General features: G+C 38.7%; 15 protein-coding genes, 1 tRNA gene and 2 pseudogenes. 11 read left to right on the top strand and 7 right to left on the bottom strand.

Going from position 1 to position 18,302, the window contains the following annotated elements:
- Nucleotides 1-122 (top strand): annotated as a pseudogene (locus KSO91_RS11600) (IS1595 family transposase); the annotation flags it as partial.
- A gap of 278 nt (nt 123-400) precedes the next feature.
- Here KSO91_RS11600 and KSO91_RS11605 read toward each other — a convergent pair.
- Nucleotides 401-1,690 carry an imelysin family protein gene (locus KSO91_RS11605; RefSeq protein ID WP_238743163.1) on the bottom strand — a complete coding sequence of 430 codons (1,290 nt, stop codon included), beginning with the start codon at nt 1,688-1,690 and terminating at the stop codon, nt 401-403.
- 95 nt (nt 1,691-1,785) lie between these two features.
- On the opposite strand from KSO91_RS11605, the gene KSO91_RS11610 reads away from it, so the two are divergent.
- Both KSO91_RS11610 and KSO91_RS11615 read left to right on the top strand, forming a co-directional pair.
- Nucleotides 1,786-2,664 carry a sterol desaturase family protein gene (locus KSO91_RS11610; protein WP_238743164.1) on the top strand — a complete coding sequence of 293 codons (879 nt, stop codon included), beginning with the start codon at nt 1,786-1,788 and terminating at the stop codon, nt 2,662-2,664.
- A gap of 306 nt (nt 2,665-2,970) precedes the next feature.
- Nucleotides 2,971-3,171, top strand: coding sequence for a hypothetical protein (locus tag KSO91_RS11615; RefSeq protein WP_238743165.1), 201 nt, complete (start codon nt 2,971-2,973; stop codon nt 3,169-3,171).
- A gap of 15 nt (nt 3,172-3,186) precedes the next feature.
- Here KSO91_RS11615 and KSO91_RS11620 read toward each other — a convergent pair whose 3' ends face one another.
- Nucleotides 3,187-5,094 (bottom strand): DNA topoisomerase III, encoded by a 1,908-nt coding sequence (locus KSO91_RS11620; protein WP_238743166.1) that lies wholly within the window; start codon nt 5,092-5,094, stop codon nt 3,187-3,189.
- 347 nt (nt 5,095-5,441) lie between these two features.
- On the opposite strand from KSO91_RS11620, the gene KSO91_RS11625 reads away from it, so the two are divergent.
- Entirely contained in the window at nt 5,442-5,855 is a 414-nt protein-coding gene (locus tag KSO91_RS11625) for a hypothetical protein (protein ID WP_238743167.1), read from the top strand.
- Between the two features lie 159 nt (nt 5,856-6,014).
- Nucleotides 6,015-6,090 (top strand) — tRNA-Val (locus tag KSO91_RS11630).
- 383 nt (nt 6,091-6,473) lie between these two features.
- Here the strand turns inward: KSO91_RS11630 and KSO91_RS17650 are convergent.
- Together KSO91_RS17650 and KSO91_RS11640 are read right to left on the bottom strand one after the other, a co-directional pair.
- A complete protein-coding gene (locus tag KSO91_RS17650; protein ID WP_275113977.1) occupies nt 6,474-6,956 on the bottom strand; it encodes a tetratricopeptide repeat protein in 483 nt (160 codons plus the stop codon).
- Between the two features lie 566 nt (nt 6,957-7,522).
- Nucleotides 7,523-8,326: a PEP-CTERM sorting domain-containing protein gene (locus tag KSO91_RS11640; protein WP_238743168.1), complete on the bottom strand. Its 804-nt coding sequence runs from the start codon at nt 8,324-8,326 to the stop codon at nt 7,523-7,525.
- Nucleotides 8,327-9,820: 1,494 nt separating this feature from the next.
- On the opposite strand from KSO91_RS11640, the gene KSO91_RS11645 reads away from it, so the two are divergent.
- The 6 genes from KSO91_RS11645 to KSO91_RS11670 all read left to right on the top strand — a co-directional run bounded on the left by KSO91_RS11645 (nt 9,821) and on the right by KSO91_RS11670 (nt 13,993).
- The gene (locus tag KSO91_RS11645) at nt 9,821-10,261 is read left to right on the top strand and encodes a Fur family transcriptional regulator (RefSeq protein ID WP_238743169.1); all 441 of its coding nucleotides are present in this window, start codon (nt 9,821-9,823) and stop codon (nt 10,259-10,261) included.
- Nucleotides 10,262-10,489: 228 nt separating this feature from the next.
- The gene (locus tag KSO91_RS11650; protein ID WP_238743170.1) at nt 10,490-10,627 is read left to right on the top strand and encodes a hypothetical protein; all 138 of its coding nucleotides are present in this window, start codon (nt 10,490-10,492) and stop codon (nt 10,625-10,627) included.
- Between the two features lie 11 nt (nt 10,628-10,638).
- Entirely contained in the window at nt 10,639-11,469 is an 831-nt protein-coding gene (locus KSO91_RS11655) for a metal ABC transporter ATP-binding protein (RefSeq protein ID WP_238743171.1), read from the top strand.
- Nucleotides 11,466-12,320, top strand: a complete 855-nt coding sequence (locus KSO91_RS11660; protein ID WP_238743172.1) for a metal ABC transporter permease — start codon at nt 11,466-11,468, stop codon at nt 12,318-12,320. The genes KSO91_RS11655 and KSO91_RS11660 overlap by 4 nt, the downstream gene beginning before the upstream one ends.
- 38 nt (nt 12,321-12,358) lie before the next feature.
- Nucleotides 12,359-13,468: a metal ABC transporter solute-binding protein, Zn/Mn family gene (locus KSO91_RS11665; RefSeq protein WP_238743173.1), complete on the top strand. Its 1,110-nt coding sequence runs from the start codon at nt 12,359-12,361 to the stop codon at nt 13,466-13,468.
- A gap of 87 nt (nt 13,469-13,555) precedes the next feature.
- Nucleotides 13,556-13,993, top strand: a complete 438-nt coding sequence (locus KSO91_RS11670) for a DUF1007 family protein (RefSeq protein ID WP_238743174.1) — start codon at nt 13,556-13,558, stop codon at nt 13,991-13,993.
- Nucleotides 13,994-14,063: 70 nt separating this feature from the next.
- Here the strand turns inward: KSO91_RS11670 and KSO91_RS11675 are convergent, their stop codons facing one another.
- The 3 genes and pseudogenes from KSO91_RS11675 to KSO91_RS11685 all read right to left on the bottom strand — a co-directional run.
- A complete protein-coding gene (locus KSO91_RS11675) occupies nt 14,064-15,680 on the bottom strand; it encodes an aspartate:alanine exchanger family transporter (RefSeq protein ID WP_238743175.1) in 1,617 nt (538 codons plus the stop codon).
- A 773-nt stretch (nt 15,681-16,453) separates the two neighbouring features.
- Complete coding sequence (locus tag KSO91_RS11680) at nt 16,454-17,611, bottom strand: iron-containing alcohol dehydrogenase (protein WP_238743176.1); 1,158 nt, start codon at nt 17,609-17,611, stop codon at nt 16,454-16,456.
- A 54-nt stretch (nt 17,612-17,665) separates the two neighbouring features.
- Nucleotides 17,666-18,190: pseudogene (locus KSO91_RS11685) on the bottom strand (type 1 glutamine amidotransferase domain-containing protein); the annotation flags it as partial.
- Nucleotides 18,191-18,302 lie beyond the last annotated feature (112 nt).

Here is an 18,302-nt window from a genome sequence, read left to right on the forward strand (position 1 = left end):
ATTGTTATAGATTTAATCGTCGTTTCACGCTTGAGGATATGCTGCCTCGGTTTATGTTCGTTGCCTTACGTACTCCGCCTATGCCACAACGCTATTTAAGCATGGCTGAGCTTTATGGGTAATCAGGAAAACTTATTACCACCATGAAAAGCTAAAATGAGCTTAGCAGAGATCATATTCGCTGAATGCATGGAATAGGCAGAAGACATCTTATTATCAACGCTCGTATCTCCTGCAGATAGATGCTGCTCATAATCAACAGCCCAGCAGTGAGAAGTAACAAATAAGAGAAATATAACTGTGGCTAGATTGATCATAAAATGGCTGCAACTTAGTAATACAAAGAAAATATAATAAAAAAACACAATGAGGGCCGAAGCGCCCTCATGTAGGATGACAATTAATCACCGTCACCGGAGATAATAAGCGACTGTAACGACAATAGTTTCTCTACATTATCAAATGCGAGTTGCAAATCAATCAACTGAAATACTGCTTTTATTGCAGCGCTGCGCTCAATTGCGTTATTTGGCTGACCAATGATTTGATCAAAACGAATCGGGTTATTGCTTTGCTCGCCTGCAGCAAATACAATCCTCATATTCTTTTCAATTTCATTGAATCCATCGTCAAACTGTTTAAAAATAGTAGGGCTTTGCTGCTCAATATAATCACCAATGCTTGCACCGCTAACATATTTCCCCGCCGTTGTTTCATAACCGCCATAAAAAGCGTTACGGATCCCCTGGAAATTGTAATAGATAGCAACATGGCTTAAATCACTAAAACAGTCATGCTCTTGCTCTGGATCTAACCCATCTAAACCTTCATACATTCTTGCTGAAGCAAGCTCATCTGTTGCCATACTTTTCATAGCAAATAACATATAACGCAGCCCTTCTTTTGACGCCAAAAAGTTATAGGCCAAAGAGCCTTTGTGTTTTACAGCAGTAGGGCTCCATTCATGAGTCATTTGTTGTAAATCAGTTACGAGAAGCTCTGTAACCACTTGCAAATAGTCGCGGCGGCGATCACAGTTATGAGCTGAACATTGGCCACTGGCATCGCGTTTAAAATCATTGACATTACGGTCCCCGGCCCCCGCATTGGTACCATTTAGATCCTGTCCCCAGAGCAAAAACTCGATAGCATGGAAACCTGTAGTCACATTGGCTTCTCCACCAATACCATTTTGGCTGACAAGATAACCTAAGGTAATAACGGGGCCCGATTTTATATTGATAATGCCAGCACTCGCATCACCTTTAACAAAATCTATAGCTTGCTCATCTAAAGGCCACGCATTTACTTGCCCTTCCCATTGATCAACACTGGCGGGTCCGCCATCTTTTTCTAGCCCGGCATTAATGGTGATGTCAGTATCCCAGCGCATAATCTCCACTTGCTGGTAAGGAATACGCGCGAGTTTATAGGCATGTTGCGCCGCTAATAAACGCTCATTGCTAGGTTCATCAAGTAGTTGCTTAATTGATTGTTGTAAAAAAAGTGCGCTATTTAAGGAATCTTCATAGGCCGCATAGGCCATCTGCACATAATTAACCTTAATCGCCGACTCACTTACTGCGACTGTTGCCGGGATACGATGGGCATCTTTATCCGCAAAAGAAGCCAATGATGTAGTAGAGAAAAAGCAAAGCAATGCAAAGACCATTATTGTATTTGTTAACATAAAGTGAACACCTTGTTGATTTAATATTTAATTGCGAATAGTATTGATTATCATTTACAAAGGCAAGTTGTTTATTTTATATATGAGGTTACGTTTTGTGGGAATGGTTGGAGGCGCTCAGCAAACCACTGATTTTTGTTTTTGATCCGCATAAACGAATCTATTGGTTTTATTTACTTAGCAGTTTGCTACTCGCTATTATTATCTCTGGCCGTGCCATTTTCAAAATAAAACCATGGCTTAATGCCTCAAGTGCCTTTGATCTGATTTGGCTATTCATTAATCAGGGGCTATCTAAATTGATACTCGTCCCATTGTTTGCTATGCAAATAAGTTTGCTACTAATGATTAATAATGGTCTACAAACACTTTTTGGACGAGGTGAATTCTTTATTATTGATGACAGCTGGTTATCAATAATTTTAGCCTTTTCTCTTTTCATCTGTAACGACTTTGGCAAATTTTTAGTGCACAGAGCCATGCATCGTACCCCTTGGTTATGGCGATTTCACGCCCTTCACCATAGCGCAACCAGTATGACCCCATTGACGTTATATCGAATTCACCCTGTTGAATTAGCTATAAATGCCCTGCGGAATCTGCTTATAAATGTACTTATAAGCAGTCTGTTTGTGTATCTTTTCAAAAATAATTTGAGCGTTTTTGATCTGTTGGGCGTTAATATTTTTGTCTTTATATTTAATATCGCGGGCAGTAACCTACGCCATAGCCATATTTGGTTGGGCTTTGGTCGATGGGAACAGGTGTTTATCAGTCCCGCGCAACATCAAATTCACCATAGCGCAGAACACAAACATTTTAATAAAAATTTTGGCTCTGCACTCGCCATCTGGGATAGCTACTTTAAGACTTTACTTTTAAGCCAGCATCAGCAAGTAGAGCATTTTGGACTGGATAAAAGTAATAAAAATAGACAGCGGTTTAGGCTGCAATGGCTAGGAATAGACGATTAACACCATATAGTTCTTATAGAGTGCGCAAAAAGGTTGTCTACAAAATTAAGCCAATACATCTTTTGTGGCGCACGCTTAATTCCTGGAAATAGAAGCATGGTTTGAGCTTATAACAACTTTTAATTAATAACATCCATCTCATTAGACAGGTATTTAAACACACGCACAAAAAACATAACCTATTGTTTTTAAATCGATATATATAAAACCTACAGTGTTAGTTGAATGCGTTTTTGGTTTAAGAAGTAACCTAAAACATGCAGATGAGCTAATATTAAGACAATGGGAGTAGTTGAGGTAAATGCGATGGCTGACTTTACTCAAAGGATGCGCCTTAGAGGCAAAGCTGCAGAAGATATCTATTTTGCCGAACAAGAGCGAAAGTTGCTCGCGGCGCGCCACGAAAAAGAGGCAAAGCAATTAACCACACACATAGAGCCGATTGATGAGGCCGCTTCTAAGAATAATGCCCATCAACATAACAGCAATCCGAAAACCACAGAATAAAGCCATACTTGAACACTACATTTTCTTCTTTTTAGATCCTCTTTTAGCATATGATTTTTTAAACAGATTGACGCTAGTGGGTAGATCGGTTAAGGCTTGAGGACCATCAGTGATCGCTTTCTCAATAATAATTTTTAGCTGACTTTGCAGTGGTAACACAAAACCTTGATAGCTTTGTGCCTTTTCACTGATCGCATTAAGCTGCATCTCCCACTGCGCGGTCATATCCGGCAGAGTTAGCATCTCAGGTAAACTGTCAATCAGCTTTCTACCCGTAGTCGTTGCCGTTATCTGCTTACCTTTTCGTTGTAAAAATTGGCGCTTAAATAACAGCTCAATAATTCCCGCACGAGTTGCCTCTGTGCCTAACCCATCAGTCTCTTTAAGAATTTTTTTTAATTGCCCATCCTTAACATAACGAGCAATATTACTCATCGCGGCTAATAGAGTCGCATCAGTAAAATAAGCTGGCGGTTGGGTGTTTTTATCAATAACAACCCCTTTATCACAAAGCAGGGCTTGTCCCTTTTGCAACTTAGGCAAAAAAGTATCCTTTTCTTGACTGTCAAATAACGCCTTCCAACCGTCACTCAGTTTTGATTTGGCTTTACTGATAAACACCCCATTGTTTATCTCAATTTCAGCTACACATTCTGCATAACAATAATCGGGATAAAACTGACATAAATATTGTTTTGCAATCAACGCATAAATTTTTTGCGATGCACTATCTAAACTGCTTATCGATTTACTAATATCAGTTGGGATGATTGCGTGGTGTGCATCCACTTTTTTATCATTCCAAGCACGGCCTTTAATCGATAAATCGGCGTTACCCACAGCTTGTTGAAGTGATAAATCATTATTTGCAATCGCCTGAGTGACTGATTTGGCCTGCATATAATGGTTTAACGGCAGGTAACGAGAGTCGGAGCGTGGATAAGTTATCAACTTATGGCGTTCATACAAAGTCTGACAAATATCAAGGACTTGTTGCGCGCTGTAACCATAGCGTTTGGCCGCATCAATTTGTAAGGAAGATAAATTATAAGGCAATGGCGCAATCTGTTTTTTATTTTTGGCGATAAAACTATTTACAATAGCCGGCTGCCCAGTAATACGCGCCGCCACATTTTCTGCTAGTCCTCGAATCACAATACGCCCTTCTTCATCCTGGTACTTCGCACAAGCATTGCTAGGTTTCCATTTAGCCATAAAAGATTCACCACTGTCACAACGGAGACTTGCTTCAACTTCATAAAAGGGCTTACTCACAAACACTTCTATCTGCTGATCGCGCCTTGCCACAAGCCCTAATAATGGAGTTTGTACTCGTCCAACAGAGATCACCCCCTTATACCCCGACTTTTGTGCTTGTAATGTATAAACGCGGGTTAAATTCAGCCCATATAACCAGTCAGCACGCGTTCTTGCTAATGCCGAAGTCGATAACGCAACAAACTCCTGATTAGAGCGTAATTGCTGTAAGGAGCGTTTTACCGCATTGGTCGTTAAATCACTGACCAGGCAACGCTGAGTCTGCTTTAACTTATCCCCTTTTACCCCGCTAAAATGAATAACTTCATCCACCAGCAGCTGCCCTTCACGATCAGGATCACCAACGTGTACTAACTGATCAGCCTGTTTAATCAATTTTTTTAATACACTGAGCTGCTTACTAGTACGCGCCGTTGCTTTGAGTTTCCACGTTTCTGGAATAATAGGCAAATCATCAAATTTCCACTTTTTATATTGCGCGTCATAATCTTCAGGATCGACTTGCGTTAACAGGTGACCGATACACCAACTGACCACGTCACCATTGCCAAGATAGATACACCCTTCCGCTTTACGATGGGGTTTCGGTAACGCATCAGCAATGGCACGTGCAAGGCTCGGTTTTTCGGCAATATAAAGTTTCATTAGGGACTTCTCTGGCTGTTTTTACATACAGTAGTCTACTCTATTTGTTATTTCAAGGGATCACCTAAAATATCCTAAACAATAACTGAGCATTAACAGCTTATAAATCAATAGTTAGCAATTATAATATTAAATAAGCAATTCACTAAAAACGGTTTGTATTTTTTAAATTATGTTACAAACGCCTCTGCTGATAATGTTTTAATAAACAATTTAATTTACTCCCACAAATAAACAACAGCCCACAGCTTGCCGATTAGACATAACAGGCTCGATTCATAAAGCGTATAAGAAGCCGATATGGGCTATAATAACGTTCTGTAGTTTTGCCCTTGGAGAAGAGAAAAATGACAAAACAGATCGGCATTTTATTAACAAGTACATTACTGTTATCAATTTTTGCCTGTGATGAAACGCAGCAAAAACATCAATCAGAGCAAGAAACCAAACAAATACAGCAACCTGCACCACCTAAAGTTGAAAATGCCATATCCAGCAAGGAAGATTCTTGGGCCGAAGCAAAAGACTCTACCAAGCAAGCATTGCAACAAAGCAAAAAAGCGGGTGAAGATATCTGGGAGGCAAGTAAAGAGACATCGACAGAGTTATTAAATTCTGGCAAAGAAAAATCAAAACAGGCATGGGGTGAAATCAAAGAGAAAAGTAATGATGTTTTGAAAAAAAGTAATGAAAAATTTGAACAGCTACTCAAGCGAGACAAACAAGAAGCACTTCCAGAAGATATTGATGACGAAATCTAATCGCAAATATTAATAAAGTGGCCGGCAATGTCGCTTTATTAACCATTGTTATTTTATCTGCACAAAAAAACATCAAACAAAGCAAAATCTTAAAAGAAGAGTTGACAGTTTCATGGTGATAAAGCAAAATCACTTCGCTTTCACAGCAACCAACTTTATGCTCGCTTAGCTCAGTTGGTAGAGTACCGCCATGACATGGCGTGGGTCACTGGTTCGAGTCCAGTAGCGAGCACCAATATCTTGTTTATTAATGTCTATCAACATCCCCCCCACTTTCAAGCAGTTAAAAATCAACACTTTAAGTAGTTAATTAGTCTATTACTGTCCATTGTCGTCTTAAAAATGCACCTTATTAAGTAACACTGTTAGTAACACTAAAAAGTGATTAGAAAAGTGATTAGAAAAGTGATGTTACTATAACGAGAAAAATACTCCCATCCACAGCAACTCAAGTTTAAAAGCAAAAGATAAAGAGTTTAATTTAACTGCTGCTGACGGTCTTGCTTTGAGATCAAAATCTAACGGCTCAAAATTATCAATCTTTAATTATTACCGTCCAATTACGCGCAAACGAGAAAGCCTATCCAGATAAACACCTGTTTGAGTTGACACTATAGGTTAATTGCATTTTTGGTAATTAGATTCTAAACATAAATTAGACATGTTTTTAGCTTCATTTATATTTTTTGTTGTCATGCTCGAAATAAGAATATCAAATGCATTTGTAATATCGACACCATTAATTCTAGCTACATTTAACCACATATATGCTTTCTTATCGTCTTGAACCACGCCCTTACCATTGGAATACATGGATCCTAGATCATATTGCGCCTGAGCATGACCTTGCTCAGCGGCTTTTCGGTACCACATTGCTGCTTGTTTGTAGTCTTGAGGCACGCCCTTGCCATTGAAGTAAATGAGCCCTTGGTTATATTGAGCTTCCGCATCGCCTTGTTTAGCAATTTTTAACGTATTATTAATTACATGTTTTAACCCCACATAAGGTTCACCAACCTGATTGTCTTTTCGTACACTCGATGTGTTACTAGAACAGCTAGAGACTAGTATTATCAATAGCAAGCATCGTAAATTTCTCATATATTTCCCTATGGCTTAAAACGTAAATCAGATTCATTTAATTAAAGCATTACACTGGCTAAAGGATATGGGATCAAGTATCACGTTTTGCTTTTTAGATAAAAAGACAATACTAGCCACTCAAATTTCAGGACCACTCTATGCAAGATGTTTCCAGCAAACATTATTACAATGAGCGTGGAGCCAGCCTTTAATTTTGAACTTTAATAAATCAGACAAAATACATTGGCTCAATACGATTAAAGAACTGAGTCGATTGCCCGAAATTTAGTTTTCTAACTCGTTTTGTGCCCCTTTATGGCCTAGAAAGCGAACTCGCAAACGCCCATAGCGTACTTACCTTACAAGATTACAAACTAAAAATAAGTTATTAAATCAACTTAGCCACTACGAAGCTCGCTTTCGGTACAAAGCGAGGTTCGAGATTATTACTCGTTGGAGAGTTTTGAGGGATCTTACATGAACTTTCCCCACAAACGTGGATGTGAAAAACCACCGGTCATAGAAAAATTTAACTAATACCAAAAAAACGGGGCCATTGCTGTCCCCGTCTCGGTATGTCGGTATTATTTATAATATTGGAAAACTTCTTTTCGCTTCCTTCTATAAAAGGCCAATCCAGCGAATAAACTGCCAATAATGATGATAGTGGGGGGTTCTGGGACGGGTGTAGGAGTGATTTCTTCATCAATTTCACCAAAATTAACGATATAGGCATGAACTGTAAGTGTGTCAGATATATCCATATCCAAGCCATCCTCAAAGAACATACCGATCATATTATTGTCTATCAACTGATACTTTTCACTTAAATCAAATGGATTATATATATCAGTTAAAAAAGTATTTGTGTAGTAATCTAAAACCATCCATTCCGGCAAAAAATAGTCAATTGAGTTACTATCCCACTCAAGTTTTCCGCCAGTTATACCTCCTGAAAAATAGGACGTATTTCCAGTTAATATGTTATACCAATATGGGATATTCCAGGTGACCCCACCCCAAGTGCCCTCACCAGTTACTCCAGCTGATATGCTTTGGTTATCAAAGGCAAGGTTCGCATAAATATCGTATGAGCCCCACCCAGCGCCATCGGATTTTAGCGTAAAAAACTCGATCTCCTTATACTCTCCTTCATCGATTGTAAATGATTGTGTTGGCAGAGATGGGTTTAACGCCGCTGAAAGAGAGGACCATTGCCCAACCGTCACATCGCCAATTACAGGCACATCGAGTGTTACTCCCCAGTCAAAATTTGAGAGGCTCACACTAGAGGCAGAACCAGAAAAAGTGATAGGTGATGAAAAGCTTGTGCTGACGACAAGTAGTGAGCAGGAAACGGCAACAAAAAGTAGTTTAATATTCTTCATGATTGGAACTCCTCTATATCAGATTGATATTTAATAAATATGCAAGAATAACACACCACAAATTACGTATTTATCACCAACAAGCCACTGATTTATAACAACATAAATTCTATTTGACGTGAGCTTTCCGACATCTATTCACTACAAAAAATCACACCTAAAACCAATTCTATCGGTTTTATTTACATTCATTACCCCCAAACATTTCAGAAGCGCCTCTCTAAACCGGCTGCCAAACCAACCTAGAGTTAACCTGAACAAAAAAACGAGGATAAGTAGAATAAACGTCATTTTTCATTAGATCTAAAACACACCAAGCGTTATATATATTTTAGTTCAAGTTTATAATTAGATCACCTTTCGAGACTGAGAAAGTCAGATATTTCTCTAATATACTCACCCGTTTTCACAAAATTTTAGGTAAAGGGCAAGTCCGTCCCGCTGTTGTCCAAACCAGATCTGAATATTGCTTTTTTGTGATAATGCGCTTGGTAAACCCGAAAGAGTATAATGTCCACTGACAATAGGCACTATCGATTCTTTATATGCAGAATCCGCCCACCACTCAATGCGTTTTCGAGTGCGTCTTTCCCTATTTTATCTATAAATATCTGACCCTCTGGCAGGCGACGATCAGGAGCTCTTAATAAGGTTTCAGATAACGTAAACAATTCATGGGTTTAATAAAAAGTATCAATCAAATGAACTTCTTTGAAGCTGTAGTCAGTGTTTAGATAAGGTTTAATACACAAAATTATCTGTTCACCCCAGAATGGCCTTTACCACCTCAAAATCAATAAATAGAGGTGATGATTAAACCAAGTGATCCAACGTTCGTGTTCTTTTGAACCCTCTTCTACAGCCTCTAAAAAGAATTGTATTGTTTTCTATTATTTTCTGTATGTGGACGAGCTCAGTTACCTTGTCCTTTCTGTGTCGCCCAATCAAGGGCATTAGATTCATGGTTACCTAATAAACAAAAAACATGATTACCCTGACCACTTACTAGTGATAAAGCGAATTTGGCTGCTCACTTTAGAAGCGATTCCTGATGGTCGAAGCCTTAACATAAGAAAAAGTATCGTAAATCCTTTCTTACGCCCTCAGTGGTAGAGCTCTTACACTAAGTCAATGGAGCAAATCAGGTAATTAACTCCGATTTTGCTCGCTGTTGGGAGCTTTCGAATGACGCTCGGAGTCGGGAATAAGCGAGCGTAAATTTTCCAGTCTTTGTTTATTGCTATCAATTCTGTATCAGAAGTTAAAAAATCAACCCGACGCAATTAAAGGTGTCAAAGGAAAGAACACTCAATGTGTTAGATTTACCTGTAAGCCGTTATAAAACAGCAAAGTTAGTTTAAAAAGTGAAACAACCATTGAACGATAGTGTTATGATATAACATATTTAAATAATAACTAATTTAAGTGATGATATTTATGAGCGCAGAACAAAACATAATATTTTGTAGAGATCACCATGACCACCAAAGTTGCATGGCAACAGCAATAGCAAAGGCTGAGCAGGTTTGTGAATCTCGTAATCAACGCTTCACAAAATTAAGAAAACGGATTTTTGAGCTTGTGTGGCAGCAACATAAACCAATTCGAGCCTATGATATCCTTGACCAATTACAACAGGATGGACGTGCAGCTCCTCCAACGGTATATCGTGCACTCGACTTTTTAATGGATCTTGGTTTAATTCATCGTATTGAATCAATGAATGCCTTTGTCGGGTGTAATAATCCACAACAGAAACATGAAGGTCAATTTTTTATCTGCAATGACTGTGGTGCTTTCGTGGAACTTGATTCGACATCCATTAACAGTGCAATCAGTATCTCTGCCGAGCATAGTGGCTTTGAAATTCAACAACGAACCATAGAAATAACGGGCATTTGTCCTGAGTGTAAAGGCAAAAAAAAGAGCCAATAAGGTTTCCTTATAACGTTTACGATAAGTCACCATCTGGGTGAGTTACTTATTTGATTGCATTAACTTACTGCAGTCCTCATTTTTATTTATCCGCAAAAACTTATCCATGGTAATCACGATTATCGCGAACAAAAAATTAATATTTTCAGTTAATGTGGTTCACTTTTAAAGTGTTATATTATAACATTACTTTAATAATCATATTCTCTATAAACAATTGAGAAGAAAATGAACAATAACAAACAAAATATTTCCAAAAACGACAACCCAGTGAAATCGCTATTATTACTCAGCGCCAGTATTCGCTTAATCGGTGCGCTTACTCTTGTTGCCAGCCTATGGTTGGTATTAGGCCAATTACTTTAACAGGTTGATCCATGATTAATATTATTGATTTGAGTGTCAATTACAAAGACTCACGTGCCCTCGATGGGGTTTCTACAAAAATAAAAAAAGGTGACTTGGTTGCCGTTGTTGGTGCTAATGGTGCGGGTAAATCAACCTTACTCAAAAGCATCATGGGGCAGTTAAAACCAAGTTTTGGTCATGTTGATTTAGGTCAACTCAGCCCGAAGGATATTGCTTACTTACCACAAAGCCATCAGATAGATCGTAAATTTCCCATCACAGTACGGGAATTTGTGTCGGCTGGAGCCTGGCGACGTACGGGTTTTTGGCGCGTATTCAGTCAAACTGAAAAAGTGTTATTGCAACAAGCTTTAAGCAAAGTCAATCTTATAGGTGTCGAAGAACGCCAAATAAGCGCCCTCTCCGGTGGCCAATTTCAACGAATGCTATTTGCTCGTATGCTGATGCAGGATGCTGAAATTCTATTATTGGATGAACCCTTTGCTGCAATCGATGCACAAACTACCATGGACTTAATGGATGTGATCCATGATTGTCAAACACAGGGTAAAACGATTATCACGGTTATTCATGATTTAGCGCTAGTGAATCGTTTTTTCCCCAAAGTTATTTTATTGGCGAAAAAGCTTATTGGTAGCGGTGAAACGAAGTTGATCATGACCGGCGAAAATTTATCTAAAGCCGGATATCAGCATATCGCCTATATTCCAGAACCAACGCCCTCAATTATTAAAATAGAGACCCAAGTAGATCCCAATATTCAGTTAAATATTAAACAACCGCTTAAGTCATCTGAAATCTGCTCTAACCCTGAACACTATGAGGAAAATGTATCGTGACCACTGATCTTTATGGTTTATTTTTAGAACCCTTTATTGAATTTTCTTTTATGCAACGCGCATTATGGGGTTGCTTAGTATTAAGTCTGAGCGCAACCCCTATCGGTGTTTTTCTGACCTTAAGAAAAATGAGTTTAACCGGTGATGCCATGGCTCATGCTATTTTGCCCGGTGCTGCCATTGGCTTTTTAGTTGCCGGGGTATCCATTACAGCCATGACCATTGGTGGTGTGATTGCCGGCTGTATAGTTGCAGTATTAGCAGGTGTGGTTGCTCGTCACACTAATGCAGAAGAAGACTCAAGTTTAGCCGCTTTTTACCTGTTGTCGTTGGCGTCTGGTGTACTCATTATTTCTGCAAAGGGAAGTAATATGGATCTATTGCATGTGTTATTCGGTTCGGTATTGGCACTTAACAATGATGCCCTTATCCTATTAACATCGATTGCAACCGTCTCATTAGTTTCACTTGCCATCTTATACCGCCCCTTAGTTTTTGAATGTGTTGATCCTGCATTTTTCAGGTCAGTCAGTAAATTAAGCTCGGTTGCACATTTTAGTTTTTTATTACTGGTCGTATTGAATTTGGTCGCAGGTTTTCACGCACTAGGTACCCTAATGGCCGTTGGTTTGATGATACTACCTGCTGCTGTTGCACGTTTTTGGACGGAAAAACTCGGCACTATGATTGTTATTGCCTTTGTGACCTCGGTGATCAGCAGTTACTTTGGCCTGTTTCTTTCTTACCACGCAAGTTTTGCAACCAGTCCCGCAATTGTACTGGTCATGGGATGCATTTACATTGTGTCGCTATTAATCGGTAAACGTGGTGGCCTATTAACACATCATTAATCAGTTCTATTTGGACTTAATTTTAACAGGGAAAAAACATGACTTTCAAGATCACTAAAAAAGCTTATTTAATCGCTTCGATTGCACTTGGTTTAGGCGTAAATACGACGGCGTTTGCAAATGATAAAATTCCCGTTGTCGCCAGTTTTTCAATATTGGGCGACCTTGTATCAGAAGTCGGTGGTAGTCACATTGATATCACCACACTGGTTAAAGCAAATGGCGATGCACATGTTTACAGCCCGACACCTAAAGATGCACTAGCTATTCGTAAAGCGAAGCTATTGATAGTCAATGGCCTTAATTTTGAAGGATGGATGCCACGCATTTTAGAGTCAGCACATTTCCAAGGGACCACAATTGTAGCCTCAGACGGTATTAATGTGATTACACTCGGCGACGATGAACATGAAGATCATGCAGACCACGATGAAAAGCATCATGAAGATGCTGACCATGACGAAAAGCATGAAGATCATGCAGACCACGATGAAATGCATCATGAAGATGCTGACCATGATGAAAAGCACGAAGATCATGCAGACCACGATGAAATGCATCATGAAGATACTGACCATGACGAAAAGCACGAAGAACATGCTAGCGAACATCATCATGACGGCGTAGACCCGCATGCTTGGAATAGCATTATCAATGTAAAAACGTATGTTAAAAATATCGCATCGGGTTTAAGTCAAGTGGATCCTGAAAACGCTAATGATTATCAGCAAAATGCACAGGGATATCTGCAAAAACTAGATAAATTAGAGATTAAATTACATGCAAAACTGGATACGATCCCACTTTCACAACGCAAATTAATCACCCCACATGATGCATTTGCTTATTTCGCACGTGATTTTAAAATAGAATTTATAGCTCCACAGGGAACCAGTACTGAATCGGAAGCAAGCGCCTCGGATATGGCAGCCATCATTAAACAAATCCGAAAAGATAAAGTCGGTGCTGTGTTTATGGAAAACATCGCAGATAATCGCATCATCGAACAAATCAGCCAGGAGACCGATGCAAAAATAGGGGGGGAATTATTCTCTGGTTCATTATCGGATAAACAAGGTCCAGCCTCTACTTATCTAAAAATGATTGAATACAATGTCAATACGATAGTCTCTGCATTGACAAAATAGTCATCACTAAGTAGCTAATAATAAAAAGGTTTTCTTTTGTTAGAAAGCCTTATATCCGTTATGACAACCCATAATGAATAATTATTTATGAAACTAACACTACAGCTTATTCAACTTTTCCTAGTCGTCATTTTACTCACGCCATTGAAGAGTCTCGCACACCCGCATTCCTGGGTTGAGATGAAAACGGAAATTGAAGGCACTACAGATGAAATTTTAGGTTTTAAAATGCAATGGACATTCGATGCAATGTCATCTGTCTATATGCTTGACGGTTATGACCTTTCACCAGCATCCAAAGAACTTTCCTTTCAAATAATTGCAGACTCAGTCATAAACAATATGCTAACTGAGCATTATTTTACCTATTTCTATGACTGTGAAGAAGTTGGACTCATGAACACGCCTTGGATTGCCGCGATTGTGGTGTTATTTGCGCTAAAAAGAATCGGACACCCGTACCTTTTTGATGGGATTCCGAGTTTGTTTTTTGGCAAACAGTGGGATGCCCTTCTAATTTATTGAACAAGATAAATTCTATAACCGCATGAATTTATTGGTTTTTTATCGATCTCTATGAGCCCACCATAATCAATTATAAAAGAGCCATTATTTCTGCAATAACTATTATTAAAACCAATGAAAATGGATAAACCGCAGCATAAGCAATTTGTGGCGCTTCAGATTCGGTCATAGAATCCGCAGCACTTAATCCTGGTGTTGATGTCATACCACCTGTCAACGCACCTAAAATAGATAAAAAATTAATTTTTAGAAAAAAGCGCCCAACAAGAACCGTAACAATCATTGGAATTAATGTTATAACTGCTCCATAAAGAAATAAAACAGCTCCATGCTCCTCAATAGCAGGAACCAAACTCTCCCCTGCACTCAAACCTACTGGTGTTAAAAACATTAAAAGTCCAAACTGACGTAATATTTTATTTGCAGGACTTGATAAGTTCCAGATTACTCCTGCAAATTTTCCTTTCCAACTTAAAAATATAGATGTCAAAAGCACACCGCCTGTTAGTCCTAATTTAAGGTTTATACTTCCTAATGGAATAGCAATAGCCCCAACTAAAACGCCTATCGCAATACCAAATGCAACCGGTAAAAAACTAGTTTGTCCAATAAGTTTTAAACTATCTCCAAAAAGTTGTGTGACAGCAGGCACATTCCCTTTAGAAGAAGATATTAAAATTTTATCACCGTATTTTATTCGAGTAGTAGGATGCGGCGCCAAATCAATACTTGCTCTTCTTATGCGAGTTATGGTCGCAGAGTAATTTTCTAAAAGATTAAGCTCTTGAATTGTTTTGTTTACAACAGTATTGTTACTTACCACGTACCATTTGATATCATACAATCCGCTACTTGGAATTTCTATATCCGTAACCTTACCTAACAAAAGCTCTATTCTATTTAACGCATTTACCGTTCCTACTGCTTTTATTATGTCTCCTGTTTCTAATACCGTACTACTTGTTGGTGAAATAGGAAGTTGATTAGGTTTCATAATACGTGAAATATTCGCCTTGGTCATAAAACGTATTTTCAACTCTTCAAGCGTTTTCCCGTTTACATTTTCATTAGAAATAATTAAATTTTTATTTATCACTGGCGGCGTGCTAGAACGTGATATTTCCGCAAATTTATCCTCTTCATTTTTCATGTTTACTCTAAATAAAGCAGGACCTAATTTTACAAATAAAATCACCCCCAAAACCCCAAATGGATAAGCAATACCATAACCTATAGATGCTAATGGTGAGTTAGACGCTTCAATAGATGCTGCCAAACCAGGTGTTGATGTTAATGCCCCGGTTAACAAACCACTCATAATATTCATATCTACATCATAAATATAAGCAATAGCCACGGCTGTTATTCCACCGGTCAAAACAGTCGTTCCGGCAAGCACAAGAAGTGTTGTACCCTGTTCTTTAAATGAACTAAAAAACGAGGGCCCAGCTTGCATGCCTATAGTATAAATAAATAATACCAATCCAACACTTTGTATGATGGGAGGAATATTAAAGTTGACGCCGTACAAGTTGTATAGATACCCAAAAAAAATAGCGACAAATATAACCGCTGATGTGTCAAAACTAATCCCCTTCACTCGCACATTACCAAGTGCTGTTCCAAGACCAATAACTAGAAATAATACGAAGTAGTCTTTGGTGAGTAATTCTGTAATAAGTTCCATAAATAATACCTATTTTTGAATATTTAATTAAGCTCGTAAAGATATACGTTTGCATAATTGCATTATATGATTAATGTCACGTAAAGTACTGCAAATGCTAATTAAATTTACAGCCAGTGCAGATAACTCAGGTTGAGTACAAAAGCTTGTATGAAACAGTTCAAAATCGTTCCTGAGAATTTTATGAAGTGAGAGCAACCAACGAAAGAACCGAGAAATAACCGGACACCTGTAACTTTTTGATGGGATTCCGAGCTTGTTTTTTGGGGAAATTGTTGTCCTTTCTAATTTTCACCTTGCTCTGCGGATTTTAACGTATTATTAATAGCATGTTCTAGCCCTGCACTTACAGTTGTTGCGTCTTTATCATTAGGTAGATATTTGCCAATTGCGTAACCTAATGGTAAAAGCTGTGCGGTTACTCCGCTGCCGTCATTTGGTTGCCATAAAAATTAAGTATTGTTAGTACCATGAGGCTCTGAACAACCACGCCAAAAAATAGCACTCGTAATTTAAGAATGACCAATCGTGGAGCTTTTGACGTTTATCATGCGAGAATGCTAGTTTTTTTCCATAAAAATAGTGTTTCTAACCGAAGCACATATATGGTGTAGAAAGGCTGTTGGACGACAAGATAGTGAAGTATGGAGGGGTTAATTGAGCAGTAATAATCACCTCGTCTCGAGGTGATTATTATTCCCAACTGAGTTATTTTCACTTAGTTAGTTTTCATCCTTTCGAATAAGCATAAATATTCATTAATGGATTTACTGCTATATTGCCTGTTGTAATATCTGACGACTTACGTCCAGAGTGATATCTTTATTTTCACCCAGAGCCGTCATACCATGCTGCTCTAATCTTTTTACAAGGCAGTCAATATTAGATTCATTCAAGTCAACATCAGATAAACGAATAGGCATGCCCATGCTTTGGAAGAAATCTTCCGTTAATTTAATTGCTTGAGCAATTTTTTGATCATCACTTCCCTCTGTTATATGCCAAACGCGTTGTGCATATTGCAGTAATTTACCCTGTTTAGCTTGTTGGCAAACTTTCATTACTGCTGGTAGAACGATTGAAAGTGTACGCGCATGATCAATTTCGTGTTCTCCGGTAAGTTCATGACCTATCATGTGTGTAGACCAATCCTGTGGTACACCTGAGCCAATTAAACCATTTAATGCCATGGTTGCTGACCACATAATGTTTGCGCGCACGTCTAGGTCCGTTTTAGTTTCTTCGGCTAATGCCTTTGGCCCTTCTTCAATCAAAGTTTGCAACAAACCTTCTGCGAAGCGGTCTTGCACTTTACCTTTCACGTCATAGGTGAGGTACTGTTCCATCGTATGAATAAATGCATCCACCACACCATTACTAATTTGGCGATCTGAAAGTGACAACGTCACAGCCGGATCTAACACTGCAAATTGAGGGCGCACTAATGGATCCATAAAGGGTAATTTAGTGCCATTTCGCGTCACAACTGAACCAATGTTGGTTTCAGATCCCGTTGCCGGTAAAGTTAATACCACACCAATTGGCAAAGCAGCTTCAATTTTTGCTTGCTTAGCAACGATATCCCATGGGTCATCGCCTGCAAATAATGCGGCCGCAGCAATAAATTTACAGCCATCAACCACTGAACCACCACCGACTGCAAGTATATAGTCGATGCCATGTTGTTTAATCAACGGTAATGCCTTAATTAACGTATCGTATTTTGGGTTGGGTTCAATACCCGAAAACTCAAACCAAGTGTTATCTTTTAATGCACTAACGACTTGATCATAAACACCATTGCTTTTTATTGAGCCACCGCCATAAACAACCAGTACTTTGGCATCACTTGGAATTTCTCCTGTGATAGCGCTGATTTGACCTTCACCAAAGTGAATGCGAGTCTGATTTTCAAAACTAAAATTATTCATTTGTATTTCCTATTGTTTGAATATAAATTATTTAAATGTAAGTTATATCTGAAACTAGGCACTCAGGTGCGCCAGTAGTTTCTGTGCAGCAAGCTCAGAGCTGGCTGGGTTTTGTCCGGAGATGAGCAGACCATCTTGCACCGCAAAAGCTTGCCAATCAGCGGTTTTTTGGTAGTCAGCGCCACGCTTGATTAATTCATCTTCTAATAAAAAAGGGACAATGTCAGTTAACTGTACGGCATCTTCTTCACTATTAGTAAAACCTGCAATAGCTTTTCCTTTAACCACATAATCGCCCGATGCATCTTTAACATTTAATAATACAGCTGTTGCATGACAGACTGTCGCCACCGCTTTATGCGCTTGTAAAAACGCTTCAATCAGCTCAATAGAATCTGTATTTTTTGTTAAATCCCATAATGGGCCATGGCCACCAGGATAAAATACAGCATCAAAATCATCTTGTTTAATCGAAGATAAAGGTAGTGTAGTGGCCAGTTGCTGTTGTGCATCGCTATCATTATCGAAACGTTTTGTGGATTCAGTAACAAAATCTGCTAATTCACTAGTACCAGAGATCATAAGTCCGTGTGGATTTTATCAATACTCTCCCGAGCGTTAATTTTCAGCGGAATAACTCTTTTTAACACTAAAGTATTCTTGTCTTCGATTGTCCATTCAAACTCTTCAC

This window comes from Psychromonas antarctica, assembly GCF_022267535.1.
Classification (GTDB): Bacteria; Pseudomonadota; Gammaproteobacteria; order Enterobacterales; family Psychromonadaceae; genus Psychromonas; species Psychromonas antarctica.